This is a genomic window from Mucilaginibacter endophyticus, from assembly GCF_003351025.1.
Taxonomy (GTDB): Bacteria; Bacteroidota; Bacteroidia; order Sphingobacteriales; family Sphingobacteriaceae; genus Mucilaginibacter; species Mucilaginibacter endophyticus.
Genome location: NZ_QPCG01000005.1, coordinates 197,389 through 210,594, shown reverse-complemented (window position 1 = coordinate 210,594; position 13,206 = coordinate 197,389). Strand labels below are relative to the sequence as shown.

The window sequence follows — 13,206 nt, the reverse complement described above, 5'->3', positions numbered from 1 at the left end:
TTTGTTTGATTTGAACATACCTGCTATAAAAACCAGCATGATTACTGTTTAATTAGCCGAAGGCTTTTTAAGAATAGCGAAGAAACCTAAAGCAAAGCCGCCCAAAACTACGATGGGAGCAATAACTATTTTGGTTGTACTGTAAATATCAGTTGTGCCCGACATTAGCACAAAACCCAAAGCTACAACCGCAACGCTGATGATCAGCATACGATAATTGCTTTTATCAAATATGAATTGTACCGGTTGCGCCGGCGCAGTAGCTTTTGCAGCACCTGTAGTCGTTGCCGAAGCTGTAGCTGCTGCTGGTTTTACAGGAGTCGCTGGTTTAAATTTTTGTGCCATATATCTTTTTAATGACTGAATTAGTGATTTAATGAATTCGTGATTAAAGCTCAGATCAAACCTTTCAGTTTTATCCTTTTGCCTTTAACCTACTATCTGTACAGATCGTATATTTTTAAACGTAAAAACTTGTTAACTGCTAAAAAGGTACTAAAGCCCGATATAAAAATACCCAGACCAACAACACCTAAAAACACAATACCAAACTCGGTATAGTTTTGCAAAAACACCAGGTCGGGCACATTATCATAAGCAACATATAGTGTTCCTATCAGCAGGATAATAGCAATTAACCCGCCCAGTAAACCATGCCAGATACCATATAGTAAAAAAGGCTTGCGGATAAACCCTTTAGTAGCTCCAACCAACTGCATTGATTTGATCAGGAAACGCTGCGAATAAATAGCCAGCCTGATAGTATTGTTAATTAACGCTACCGAAAGCACCACAAAAATACCTGCGAAGGTAAGGATGATCAGGCTGATGGTAGTCACATTCTGGTTCATCTGATCAACCAATGATTGCTGATATTTAACCTCTTTTATCAGCGGATTTTTCAGCAGTTCAGCTTTAAATTTTTCTATATCCTTATTGTTGGCATAATCGGCTTTCAGGTAAACATCAACCGATTGTGATAATGGATTATAACCCAGAAACTTCACAAAGTCTTCGCCAAGGTCTTTTTGCAGGTTACGGGCGGCAAGCTCTTTACTCACGTATTGGGTTTGTTTTACCATTACGTTGCCATCCAGTTGTTTTTGAAGCTGCAATACATCGCTTTCGTGGGCGGCGTCATCAACAAAAATATTAAGCACGATGTTTTCCTTAACATAGCTCGAAATATTTTTAGCATATACCAGTATTAACCCCAGCAATCCTACCATTAACAGCACCATGGCAATACCAAATACAGTTGAAATGTAGATGGTTTTTGTTTTTTTAGAGGATGCGCTTGCTTCAAATTCTTCCATTTACGTTTGTTAGATGTTAGATATCCGATTTGAGATTTGAGGCCACTGCCCCCTCAAATTAATATCATATTTCTGCGAAAATAAGAAACCCACCCTAAAGGTAAAAGTTTATTGCTTATAAATATGTTTAATAGCGCTTTAGCTAACAGATTTAACATTTATTAACAGCTAACCATTATTGTTTTGATTGCGCTGATTACGTTGATCTTTTGTCTGAACTCGAATTCATCGAATTAAAGAATTAACAGAATTCAAAAAGTTCCGTTTCAGACAAATTAAAAACCAAATTCTGATATAAATCTGGAGTTAAACAAAGCGCCATTGCCATTGTTATTGAATTATGACAAAGCCAGCAAACGAAAAAGATAAACCTTCACCATCAGATACCCCGACTCACAGGCCGGCCGATGATGGGCATAAAAGCAAAGTGCGAAAGGAAGATAAACAATATCATGCAGATGACCCGCATGGCGGCGACATTGCCAAAAAACATGAAAAAGAAGAGCAACCGGTACATTCGGTTAAAAGTGTGCCGAAGAAGTGAGTGCTGAATCGGAAGTCTCAAGTTCTAAGTAGTAAGTCAAGCAGATTATCCGCTTAAGACTCAGAACTTCTGACTTAAGACTTACGACTTAACAATCCCTGCCGAGTTAAACTGCAGGTCATACAACTTCCGATAATGGCCGTTCTCAATTTTAAGCAGTTCCTGGTGGGTGCCCATTTCCATGATCTCGCCGTGATCAAGTACTATGATCCTGTCGGCGTTTTGAATGGTTGAAAGCCTGTGGGCTATCACTATAGCTGTACGGCCTTCCATTAATTTATTAATAGCATTCTGGATCAGGATCTCCGTTTCGGTATCAACAGATGAGGTAGCTTCGTCAAGCACCAAAATTGCCGGGTTATAAACCAACGCACGGATAAACGAAATCAGTTGCGACTGCCCTGCCGATAGTGTAGACCCGCGTTCCATCACATTATAATCATACCCCCCGGGCAGGCGCTCAATAAAATCATGTGCGCCAACATCTTTGGCGGCAGCAATGATCTGTTCACGCGTAATGGTCGGATTATTCAGACTGATATTATTAGCAATGGTATCGCTAAATAAAAACACATCCTGTATCACAGTAGCAATCTGCGAGCGCAGATAATTTATATCAAAGTCATGAATATCGTGCCCGTCAACTTTAACACAACCCTGGCCTATCTCATAAAAACGGTTCAGGATATTAATAGTTGATGATTTACCGGCACCGGTTGCACCAACCAGGGCCAGGGTTTCGCCGGGTTTGATATGAAAGCTAATGTTTTTGAGTACCCAGTTTTCATCGTTATAAGCAAACCATACTTTATCAAAGCTGATATCGCCCTGCAACCTGCCTGTGGTAAGCGTACCCTTATTTTCAACAACCTCATCGGTATCCAATACTTTAAAGATCCTGTCGGCACCTACCATACCCATTTGCAGGGTATTAAATTTATCGGCCAACTGGCGGATAGGCCTGAACAGCATATTAAGCAACACGATAAAGCTGGTGATCAGGCCTGGGGTAATTCCCTTGCCAGATACGGTGATAGTTGCCATCTGGCTGTCGGAAAGCATCCGTTTACAACCATACCAAACCAGTAAGCCCATACATATGGCAAACAGAATTTCCACCACCGGAAAAAATATCGAATAATACCAATTTGAACGGATATTGGCATCGCGGTATTTTTCATTAACCGCTTTAAACTTGCGCATTTCCTGGTCTTCCCGGGCGAAGATCTGGATCACGCTGATCCCCGAAATATGTTCGGCCAAAAACGTATTGAGCCTCGCCACCTGCGTGCGCACTTCCTGAAACGATGATTTGATGGCCTCCTTAAATACATAAGTTGAAGCAAACAGGAACGGCATCGGGATGAGGGTAATCAGGGCCAGCTTCCAGTCCTGCCAAAGCATATAGCCAATTACGGCAACTACCAGCAGCATATCACCCATAATAGAAATTAACCCCTCCGAAAAAATATCGGCAATAGTTTCCAAATCTGATACCGTGCGGGTGATGAGCATCCCGATAGGTGTACGGTCGAAGTATTTTAATCTTAAACTGGTAATATGATTAAAGATATCAATCCTCAAATCGCGGATAACGTACTGCCCCAGGGCATTGGTGGAATAGGTTTGATAATACTGGGCAATGGTTTGAATAATAAGCTGGCCTATCATGAGCTCGACCATAAAAACCAGGCCGTTATAATCGTCGTTCAGAATATTAACATCCAACGTACGCTGAATCAGAATAGGCTGTATCAAAGCGTTGACCGCAATGAAAATGGTAAGGAAAGTGGCTATAACAAATGTTTTGTTGTAGGGCTTAACATAATGCATTACCCGGCCGAGCAGCTTCCAGTCTAAAGCCTTCCCGGTTACGCCCCCTCCGCCTCCGCCAGCTGGCGGAGGCGCTGCTTGTTTGGTCGCTTCCCCATTCGTTGATGTTGAAGCTTCTTCCTTAGTATCTTTTTTTTCTTTAGCCACTATTTCAAAGTTAAAGTATAATTATATATCATCCAATCTCGCCTGCCCTCCGCCATAGTTCCCCCTTTAGGGGGTTAGGGGGCCAAGTTGGTACGGATATTTAACCTCCGTCAAATACAATCCGCAGGCAGGTACACTTGTACCGGCGTTTGAACGGTTCTTACTTTCAATAATTTCGCGGATAGCTTCCGGCTTCAGTTCTTCGCGGCCAATCATCATTAGGGTACCTACAATAGCGCGAACCATGTTGCGCAAAAACCTGTCGGCAGTGATATGGAAAACTATTCCGTTATCCGTTTTCAGCCATTCGGCCCGGGTTATTTTACAGTTATTGGTTTTAACCTGGGTGTTTGATTTGCTAAAACAGCTAAAATCAATATACTCCATCATGACAGCCGCTGCCTGGTTCATCAGCTCAAGATTTGGCACATCGCGCAACTGCCATGAATATCCGTGTAAAAATGGATCTTTATTAAAGTGGATATGATACAGGTATGACCGTGCCGTAGCATCAAACCGGGCATGCGCATCAGCATGAACAGGGATCACATTTTTTATGGCGATGTCATGAGGTAGCAGGGCGTTTAGGCCTCTAACGGTTTGTCCATAGTCGATAGTCGATAGACCATGGTTGGTGGATTGACTATCGACTATGGACCATGGACTATCGACTCCAACATCAAAATGCGCAAAAAACTCTTTTGCGTGTACGCCGGTATCGGTGCGGCCACAGCCGGTTGTGTCAATCGGCTGACGAAGTATGGTGCTCAGGGCTTTATTCAACAGCTCTTGCACGCTTACGGCATTTTGCTGTACCTGCCAGCCGTGATAAGCAGTACCATTATAAGCCAGTTCAATAAAATAACGCTGATTGATGTTCACAAAGGCAAAGTTAATAATCTGCCAATGATGCAGGGTTCATAATTTGGTCATAGTATTTCGGGGCCGCAACAAATCGGCTACATTCTATAAGCAAAACAATTATATTTGCCCATATAATTTTAATACTATGCTTCAACGCATCCAAAGCATTTACCTTTTATTCGCCAGCCTTGTGCTGTTTGGCCTTTTCTTTTTCCCGCTTGCCCATAACGTTTATATTAATGATAAACCATCAAGCATTATGGTTACCGGTATTTACCAGGATGTTAACGGCGCGCAGCAACATACCCAAACATTTGTAGCGCTTACCGCCATAACCGCTATTGTAGCCCTCGTGCCGTTGGTTATTATCTTTTTATATAAAAACCGCAAGCAGCAAATAGCATTTTGCTACAGCGCTATACTTGTGCTCATTGGTTATAGCTTTTGGATGGCGCAAACCGTTAAAGGCGTTGCCGGTAGCATTACACTTGACACCCACACCATGGGTATTGGGCTGTTCCTTACCTCGTTAAGTATCATACTCATCATCTTTGCGCAAAAAAGCATTCAAAAAGACGAGAAACTGGTGAAATCGGCCGACAGGTTGAGGTAAGCCTATATTAACATTAAGTCAACAGTACTAAGCCAGAAGTCATAAGTCTGGCTTTTTTCTTTTCTATGTTTTTAGTTTGGGTTAAATAACAAGCTGATTCTTGTGATCCGGATGTAAAAAAAGACTGAAAAACCTGTAGTTTTCGTCGTTGCAAACAAGCTCTTTATCAAAAAAGCAAGTTCAAAAACCCTCAAAAAATAAAATTCATGTTATGAGATCATTAATTAACTGGTTTTTTTTCAGCTATTTAGTAGCTTATTCGCAATAATATCATCAAACGCAATTTTATCCTAACCAAGCTATTGGAATTGTAAAACATTAACACTATCTTTGCGCCCGATTTGACGATGTTGTCAAATTCGTTATTTAAATTCATGAACAACCCATTTATTGAACTGGGAATCCGTCATGATATTGTTAATGCCATCTCTGAGTTAGGATTTGAAAATCCTACACCAATCCAGGAGCAGTCAATCCCGGTATTGTTAACAGGCAGCAACGATTTTGTCGGATTAGCCCAAACCGGGACCGGAAAAACTGCTGCCTTTGGCCTACCATTGTTGGAACTGCTTGATTTCGAAGAAAATCATCCACAGGCACTTGTTTTATGCCCAACACGCGAACTTTGTTTACAGATCGCGAACGACATTAAGAATTACGCCAAAAAAATGAACAACGTACATGTTGTTGCAGTTTATGGTGGTGCAAGCATTATGGATCAGTTACGCCAGATCAAACGCGGCGTACAGATTGTAGTTGCTACACCAGGTCGTATGCTTGATATCATAAACCGTAAGGCTATAGACTTTTCGGCTGTGAAGTATGTAGTATTGGATGAGGCTGATGAAATGCTCAATATGGGCTTTCAGGAAGACATTGATAGTATCTTATCTACCACACCCGAAGAGAAAAAAACCTGGCTATTCTCGGCCACCATGCCTGCAGAAGTTAGGCGAATTGCCAAAAAGTACATGGACAATCCGTTTGAGCTTACCATGGGCGCAAAAAACACCGGCAATGCCAATATCGAGCATGAGTACTATATAGTACGTGCCCGTGACAAGTATGCCGCGTTTAAACGTATTGTTGACTTTAACCCTGATATTTTTGGTATCGTATTTTGCCGTACTAAAATTGAAACCCAGGAAATTGCTGAGTCACTGATTAAAGACGGCTACAATGCCGATTCATTACACGGTGACCTGTCACAGCAACAACGCGATAAAGTGATGAAACGCTACCGTGAGCGCAGCCTGCAATTGTTAATTGCTACTGACGTTGCAGCACGTGGTATCGACGTTAACGACGTAACACACGTTATTAACTATTCATTACCTGATGAAATTGAAAACTACACCCACCGTAGCGGCCGTACAGCCCGTGCAGGTAAAACAGGTGTATCAATCTCTATCGTTAACGCTAAAGAATTAGGCAAAATTCGCCAGATTGAGCGTGTTATTGGTAAAAAGTTTGTAAAAGCCGAAATCCCAACAGGTTTTGATGTTTGCGAAAAACAATTGTTCTCTATCGTTCACAAAGTACATAATGTAACTGTTAACGAAGAGCAGATTGAGCAATACCTGCCACGTATTTACGACGAGTTTAAAGACTTCACCAAAGAAGATTTCATTAAACGTTTTGCTTCAATTGAGTTTAACCGTTTCCTTGATTATTACAAAAACGCTCCTGACCTGAATGCCAGCATCGAAGAAGGCCGTAACAGGTCTGAAGATCGTGGCGAACGCGGCAACGGCGTACGTGGCAACTTTACCCGTTTATTTATAAACTTAGGTTCGGTTGACGAGTTTAACCGTGGCGATTTGTTGGGTTACATCTGTAATACTACTAAAATCAGCGGCCGTACCGTAGGCAAGATCGATGTTAAAGGTGTTTACTCATTCTTTGAAGTTCAGAACGAAGACGTTGATAAAGTAATGACCAGCTTCAAAGAAGCAGAATACAAAGGTCGCCCGGTAAGGATTGAGATTTCAGGCGAAGGCACCAGCGAGCGTCGCGAAGGCGGATACCGTGGTGGCGAGCGTCGTGAAGGTGGTGGTTACCGTGGCGGAGATCGTCGTGAAGGCGGTTACCGTGGTGGCGAACGTCGCGAAGGCGGTGGTTACCGTGGCAACGAGCGTCGCGAGCACAATGGTGGCGGTTTCCGTGATTTTTCAGGCAAGCCCCGTGAAGATCGCCCGGAACGCAGAAGGAGATTTTAATCATCCATCATAAAAAAACCACCATGTGCAAAGCATGTGGTGGTTTTCATGAGCTTCCTTTAGTAAGAAGCATTAGTTTTAGTTTAGTTTTGTTAACAAAGCCTTTTAACCGCTGCATACGGGAATAAAGGCTTTTGTTGTTTAACGGCTAAATTCAACAATATCCGAGTCGGGATAACAAAGCGTTAGCTTACTATCGGTAAGTTCCTTAATACAAAACTTGGTATAAGGCCTGCTCCCCTGGTATGAGGTGTAAATAGTATCACTTTTTACAAAATAATCCTCTTTACTGGCCTGCCCATCATCCATAATAAAATCTTTATCGGTTATGGAAAGCTTGGTTGAACCATCTTTTGATTTCCAGTTACCTTCCAGCTTTTTGTTAGGGGCCGGCGCGGTAGAACAAGAATATACCAGTAACATGCCTGCAACTGCAGCAAATATCGGAGCAAACTTTTTCATGACGGATCAGGATTTTTAGAACGGCTTACGCCTTTTGTCGAATTTAATTATTGGGCCGGCTTATCAACCAGCTGAGATTTTTTTAAGTACACACGATGCCCTTTCTTATCCACATAAAAATAGTGTGAGTATTTATCAATGTAGATGGTTTCGCCATTAGGGCCAACTTTGCCGGCATATTTTTTATCGGCTACCGCAGCTGCGCCTTTAACGGCAATTTCTGATGTTTTGTGCCCTATCTTTTTAGTGGTCTTACTGATTTTACCGCCAAGGGTCGAATCTTTATGCGTTTGGGCAAAGCCGGGGCTAACCATAAATGTGCCAGCGGCAAACAAAGCTACTTTAAACAGATTTTTCATAAGTGACAGTAATTAAGTTTCTTTTAGTAAGAATCAACTCAATTTTTCGGCCAAATTTCTCATTTCTATCACAGGTGAGCGTTTTTGATACAAAATAGCATAAACGGCCTCGCAAATAGGGATACTTACACCATATTGCTTATTAACCTCGTGTAGGCAATTTACTGCATAGTATCCTTCGGCAACCATATTCATTTCCAGCTGTGCCGATGTTACAGTATACCCTTTGCCTATCATATTACCAAATGTACGGTTACGGCTAAACTGTGAATAAGCGGTAACCAGCAGATCGCCCAGGTAGGCCGATTCTTTTATATCCCTGTCAATAGGGTGCACAGCGGCCACAAAACGCTCTAATTCGCGAATGGCGTTTGAGATAAGCACAGCCTGAAAGTTATCGCCGTAGCCAACACCATGGCAAATACCGCTGGCAATGGCATAAACATTCTTTAATACCGCGCCATATTCGGTGCCATATATATCGTCAGAAATATTGGTTTTGATATACCGGGTATTAATCATACCTGCAAATTCCGAAGCCAGCTCGGTATCACCGGAAGCTATGGTGAGGTACGATAATTTTTCAAGCGCAACCTCTTCGGCATGGCACGGACCACTGATCACCATAAAGTCATCAAACGATATATCGTATTTTTGATGAAGAAATTCGGCAATTATCAGGTTTTCGTCAGGCACTATACCCTTTATAGCCGATACTATCTTTTTCCCCTTCAAATCGGCCGCAGTAATATCTTTTAGCGCTTCTTTCAAAAAAGCGGCAGGTACGTTAAGCAGTACGATATCCGCAACCGCGATAAGCGGCTTCAGATCGGTAGATATATTTTGTTCGGGAAGTTTGATCTCTACCGAGCTTAAGTAGTGCGGGTTGTGCGCAAACTTTTGCAAATGTTCCACAGCTTCGGCATTACGCATCCACCAAAAAATTTCTTTTTCGGTAGTGTTGTCGATAAGCATTTTAATATTGGCCGTAGCCCAGCTTCCCCCGCCAACAACTGTGATCTTGTTTAATTTTTTACCCATTAATAAATAATAGAAATATTGCTGCCTGGTTTTAATCGGCACAGCAAATTAATGAAATATTATGCAGATTGGCCTAATGACTTTTAGATGCAGCAATTTAAGGCAAGAATTGATTAAATTTGTATAACAGCGATTAAAAAATGACAACAGTAACAGTAGACATTATAAATGAAAAGGCAATGAAGCTTCTGGAAGATATGGAGCTGCTTCAGTTGATTCGCGTACACACAGAGGTTAAGGAAAATTCCAATAAAAGTTGGATTGCCAAATATAAAGGAGCAATGACTAAACAGCCTATTCCCGACGTTGATGCCCAATTAAAAGAATTAAGAGACGGATGGGAGTAAAATATCTTTGGGATAGTAATATTGCTATCTATTTTCTTCAAAAACAATTTCCACCCGAAACAGAAAAATTCATTGAAGATTTATTAGCAGACAGCCTCCCCTCAATATCTGCAATTACCGAGATTGAGTTACTATGTTGGAAAACGGCTTCTGACTCCGATCTCCGATTGCTGACCGATTTTATTGGCGATGTAACTATTTTTGAACTCGAAAATGCTATAAAGCTTAAAACTGCTGAAATCCGCAAAACAAATCGAATAAACTTCCCGACGCTATTATTGCAGCTACCGCATTAGTTCATGATCTGACTCTTGTTACAAGGAATATTAAAGATTTTGATAAAATCAGCGGGTTAAAAATTGTTAATCCATGGATTTGATTACTCCTTTACACTGCCGCAGGTTTAGCGATAGCGTAACCTGTGGTTTAGCATTGGGGAAGCTTCCAGCTTCCGGAGAATATAAGTTAAGCGGAAAAGTTTAAACCATTTATACACTACGGGTTACGCTATCGCTAAACCCGCGGCAGTTAATATGATATCTCTATGCATAATAAAAACGCCCGGCTTCGCCGGGCGCTACAAAATCTAACTCTTCATTTGCACATTTGAAATCTGCGCATCTAAAATCAATTACTTGGTATTATCAGCGTTAAATAGCTTTGATTTATCTACTTTCTGAACCATTTGACCGTCGCTAAGCGTTTTTGAAATGGCTGAATACGGAGCCGATACAACCTCTTCACCTCCTTTTAAACCGGATAAGATCTGGATATAACTATCATTCTGGATACCGGTGGTTACCTGTACCTGTTTCAACTTACCAGCATTCAACACAAACACATACTCCTTAGCTATCGGGCTGATCTGTGGCTTGCTCTTATCGTCATCTGCTTTAGGTGGACCATTTTCTTCTTTCTTTTCCTCACGGGTAGTTACCGATTGAATTGGTACCGACAATGCTTTAGCAGAGTTAGTGCTGATGTCAACAGTAGCCGTTAATCCCGGACGGAATGGTGACGGGTTATCGGCGGTTTTCTTTAACAAAGCAACATACGATTCAGCATTGATCCTCACTTTTACGGTAAAGTTGGTTACCTGGTCGGCAGATGTACCTACAACGTTTGCCGAGCTTCCTATTTCAGTTACCACACCGGTAAATTTCTTGCCTAAAAACGCGTCGACCTCAATTTTTGATGAATCACCGAGAGAAATACGGTTAATGTCATTCTCATTCACATCAACATTAACATCCATTTTGCTTAAATCAGAAATTGTCATGATCTCGGTACCGGCAAATTGTTGCGTACCCAAAACGCGTTCGCCTTTTTCAACTGATAATTTTGAAACCACACCATCAACCGGCGAATAGATGGTAGTTTTTGCCAGGTTATCCTGAGCTTCCTTAACCGATGCCTGCGACTGGGCTAAACCATACTGTGAACCAACCACGTTTTGTTTGGCAGCCTCAAGAGATGCTTTAGCACCTTCGTAAGCAGCTTTGGCATTTTCAAATTCCGAAATGGTTAATACCTTTTTATCAAAAAGCTCTTTACTGCGTTTGTAGATACCTGCCTGGTTATTATAGGTGGCTTCGGCTTGCTTAAGCATCTGGTTTGAATTACCTACGCTTGCTTTTTGCGTATTGTATGACGCGATAGCACGGTCATAACCTGATTTTAAAATATCTGGCCTGATCTTACAAAGCAGCTGGCCTTTCTTTACCACATCACCCTCTTTAATTGGCAGTTCAACCACCTCACCAGATACTTCCGGGCTTATCTTAACCTCAACATGCGGTTTGATCTTTCCGCTGGCCGATACGGTTTCATTGATTTCACGTGTTTCGGCCTTTTCGGTAGCTACCTGGGTTAGCGCAGGCTTACCTATCAGGCCCGTTGCCTTAGCAACAATCAGCAGGACAATCAGGGCGCCAAGACCTATCAGAATATATTTAGTAGTTTTTCCCATGACGGTGAATTTGGATATTTTACGGTTAAGATTTTATTATAGTGTTATAGGGTTACCTAAATAATAGTCAATGACTTTGCTTCTGAAAACCACCTGATATTGTGCCTCAATCATATCAAACTGCGATTTATTGAGATTGGTTAATGATGTATTGTAGTCAAGTGAGTTAACCAAACCTACAGTATATCGTTGCTGTATAATGTTAAACGCGTCTTTATTTGCATTATAGGTTTGCGTAGCAGATACATAACGCTTGTCGGCAGCCTGCAAATCCCAAACAGCCTGGTAAATGATCTTACTCAGGTTATTACGGGCCAACTGCGCGGTAACTTCCGCATTTTGGTTTTGCAATTTAGCTTTGCGTACCGCGGTGCGCGAAAGGAACCTGTTGAAAATAGGAATCTGCAAGCTAACCCCTACCGATTGATTAAAGTTATCGCTCAGCTGCCTGAAAAATGGATTACTTTTATAGCCAACCTTATAGTTGGGTACTACAACCGCTTGTTGCGAATTTTGAACAAAACCAACGGTATCAAATTTACCTGTTGGCGTAACACCAAAAGGTGTATTCTTCGCATCAGAAAAGTATGAACCTGCAGCACCAAATAATACCACCGATGGATAATAATTACCCCGAGCTATTTTTACACCCTGCGCGGCAGCTTTTTGGCGTTGCTCTGCTAATAATACGTCGGGGTTTACAGCGAGCGCAGTTTTCACTACTTCCTGGGCGTTATAAACTGTTTGTACATTATTGAGCTTGCTGATATCCGGCCTTTCAACTTTAATATCTGTACCCGGATCCATTTCCATGTATTGCTTTAAGGTTAGCAATGACTGCTCCAGCTGATTTTCGGCATTGGTATAGTTGAGCTCGTTGGTAGACAGCTGTGCTTTGGCCTGTGACAGATCGGCAAGAGTTTGATTACCTACGTCGAAATTTTTCTGGGCACGATCTAAGGCTATTTTGGATACATCAATTTGTTGCTGAGCAGCAGTTACCAAATCCTGATTAGTTAGCACCAACAGGTAAGTAGTAACCACATTCAGGATCAGATCATTTTTCACCTTGGCCACGTTGGTTTTATCGGCATCAAGTAAGATCTTATTCTGGATCACCGTGTTACGCAACTGTCCGCCTTGAAATAAAGTCAACTGCGAGGTAAAGTTGCCGTTAACCGCCAGGATACGCTGATTGCTGAACTGGTTGGTTGAAGGGTCGATATTACGACCAAAATTGAACGAGCCTTGCGGACTAACCGCTAAATTTGGCAGCTGGTTATACTTTGACTGTTGAAGGTCTTCGTTGGTAACAGCAGCGGTAAACTCGGCTTGTTTAATGGTAAGGTTGCGATCAAGGGCAAGATCTACCGCCTTTTGCAGGCCAATTACTTCCTGCGCGCGGGCATTAAAGCCGCATACCGAAAATATAATTGTGCAAATGAGCGTTGCTTTAACTGATAGTAGTAATTTTAGTTTCATAAGGTTTTTC

The 13,206-nt window shown here is 41.8% G+C and carries 15 protein-coding genes; 6 read left to right on the top strand and 9 right to left on the bottom strand.

Features of this window, described 5'->3' with window-relative positions:
• Window positions 1-48: 48 nt before the first annotated feature.
• Window positions 49-345 (bottom strand): DUF3098 domain-containing protein, encoded by a 297-nt coding sequence (locus DUL71_RS32725; protein ID WP_114939921.1) that lies wholly within the window; start codon window positions 343-345, stop codon window positions 49-51.
• Window positions 346-437: 92 nt separating this feature from the next.
• Window positions 438-1,316 (bottom strand): cell division protein FtsX, encoded by an 879-nt coding sequence (locus DUL71_RS20980; RefSeq protein ID WP_112574763.1) that lies wholly within the window; start codon window positions 1,314-1,316, stop codon window positions 438-440.
• Between the two features lie 340 nt (window positions 1,317-1,656).
• On the opposite strand from DUL71_RS20980, the gene DUL71_RS20975 reads away from it, so the two are divergent.
• Window positions 1,657-1,860, top strand: a complete 204-nt coding sequence (locus tag DUL71_RS20975; protein WP_114939920.1) for a hypothetical protein — start codon at window positions 1,657-1,659, stop codon at window positions 1,858-1,860.
• An 81-nt stretch (window positions 1,861-1,941) separates the two neighbouring features.
• Here the strand turns inward: DUL71_RS20975 and DUL71_RS20970 are convergent, their stop codons facing one another.
• A complete protein-coding gene (locus tag DUL71_RS20970; protein ID WP_114940213.1) occupies window positions 1,942-3,693 on the bottom strand; it encodes an ABC transporter ATP-binding protein in 1,752 nt (583 codons plus the stop codon).
• Window positions 3,694-3,906: 213 nt separating this feature from the next.
• The gene (gene truA, locus DUL71_RS20965; protein ID WP_114939919.1) at window positions 3,907-4,722 is read right to left on the bottom strand and encodes a tRNA pseudouridine(38-40) synthase TruA; all 816 of its coding nucleotides are present in this window, start codon (window positions 4,720-4,722) and stop codon (window positions 3,907-3,909) included.
• Between the two features lie 127 nt (window positions 4,723-4,849).
• On the opposite strand from truA, the gene DUL71_RS20960 reads away from it, so the two are divergent.
• Entirely contained in the window at window positions 4,850-5,317 is a 468-nt protein-coding gene (locus DUL71_RS20960) for a DUF4293 domain-containing protein (RefSeq protein ID WP_112574766.1), read from the top strand.
• Between the two features lie 374 nt (window positions 5,318-5,691).
• Complete coding sequence (locus DUL71_RS20955; RefSeq protein WP_114940212.1) at window positions 5,692-7,536, top strand: DEAD/DEAH box helicase; 1,845 nt, start codon at window positions 5,692-5,694, stop codon at window positions 7,534-7,536.
• Window positions 7,537-7,677: 141 nt separating this feature from the next.
• Here DUL71_RS20955 and DUL71_RS20950 read toward each other — a convergent pair whose 3' ends face one another.
• From DUL71_RS20950 to DUL71_RS20940, 3 genes are read right to left on the bottom strand one after another with little or no spacing between them, the layout of a single operon-like run.
• Complete coding sequence (locus tag DUL71_RS20950; RefSeq protein WP_112574767.1) at window positions 7,678-7,998, bottom strand: hypothetical protein; 321 nt, start codon at window positions 7,996-7,998, stop codon at window positions 7,678-7,680.
• Window positions 7,999-8,045: 47 nt separating this feature from the next.
• On the bottom strand, window positions 8,046-8,357 hold the full coding sequence (locus tag DUL71_RS20945; protein ID WP_114939918.1) for a hypothetical protein: 312 nt from the start codon (window positions 8,355-8,357) through the stop codon (window positions 8,046-8,048).
• Window positions 8,358-8,390: 33 nt separating this feature from the next.
• Window positions 8,391-9,398: an NAD(P)H-dependent glycerol-3-phosphate dehydrogenase gene (locus DUL71_RS20940; protein ID WP_114939917.1), complete on the bottom strand. Its 1,008-nt coding sequence runs from the start codon at window positions 9,396-9,398 to the stop codon at window positions 8,391-8,393.
• 140 nt (window positions 9,399-9,538) lie between these two features.
• Between DUL71_RS20940 and DUL71_RS20935 the strand changes: the two genes are divergently transcribed.
• The 3 genes from DUL71_RS20935 to DUL71_RS32790 are packed head-to-tail and all read left to right on the top strand — an operon-like array spanning window position 9,539 to window position 10,124.
• Window positions 9,539-9,745: a hypothetical protein gene (locus tag DUL71_RS20935; RefSeq protein WP_112574770.1), complete on the top strand. Its 207-nt coding sequence runs from the start codon at window positions 9,539-9,541 to the stop codon at window positions 9,743-9,745.
• Window positions 9,736-10,041 (top strand): PIN domain-containing protein, encoded by a 306-nt coding sequence (locus tag DUL71_RS20930; RefSeq protein WP_114939916.1) that lies wholly within the window; start codon window positions 9,736-9,738, stop codon window positions 10,039-10,041. Before DUL71_RS20935 ends, DUL71_RS20930 begins: the two co-directional genes overlap by 10 nt.
• Entirely contained in the window at window positions 10,020-10,124 is a 105-nt protein-coding gene (locus tag DUL71_RS32790; RefSeq protein ID WP_425270981.1) for a PIN domain-containing protein, read from the top strand. Before DUL71_RS20930 ends, DUL71_RS32790 begins: the two co-directional genes overlap by 22 nt.
• A 252-nt stretch (window positions 10,125-10,376) precedes the next feature.
• Here the strand turns inward: DUL71_RS32790 and DUL71_RS20925 are convergent, their stop codons facing one another.
• Together DUL71_RS20925 and DUL71_RS20920 are read right to left on the bottom strand one after the other, a co-directional pair.
• Window positions 10,377-11,714 carry an efflux RND transporter periplasmic adaptor subunit gene (locus DUL71_RS20925; RefSeq protein WP_114939915.1) on the bottom strand — a complete coding sequence of 446 codons (1,338 nt, stop codon included), beginning with the start codon at window positions 11,712-11,714 and terminating at the stop codon, window positions 10,377-10,379.
• Window positions 11,715-11,750: 36 nt separating this feature from the next.
• The gene (locus DUL71_RS20920) at window positions 11,751-13,196 is read right to left on the bottom strand and encodes a TolC family protein (RefSeq protein ID WP_114939914.1); all 1,446 of its coding nucleotides are present in this window, start codon (window positions 13,194-13,196) and stop codon (window positions 11,751-11,753) included.
• Between the last annotated feature and the right edge of the window lie 10 nt (window positions 13,197-13,206).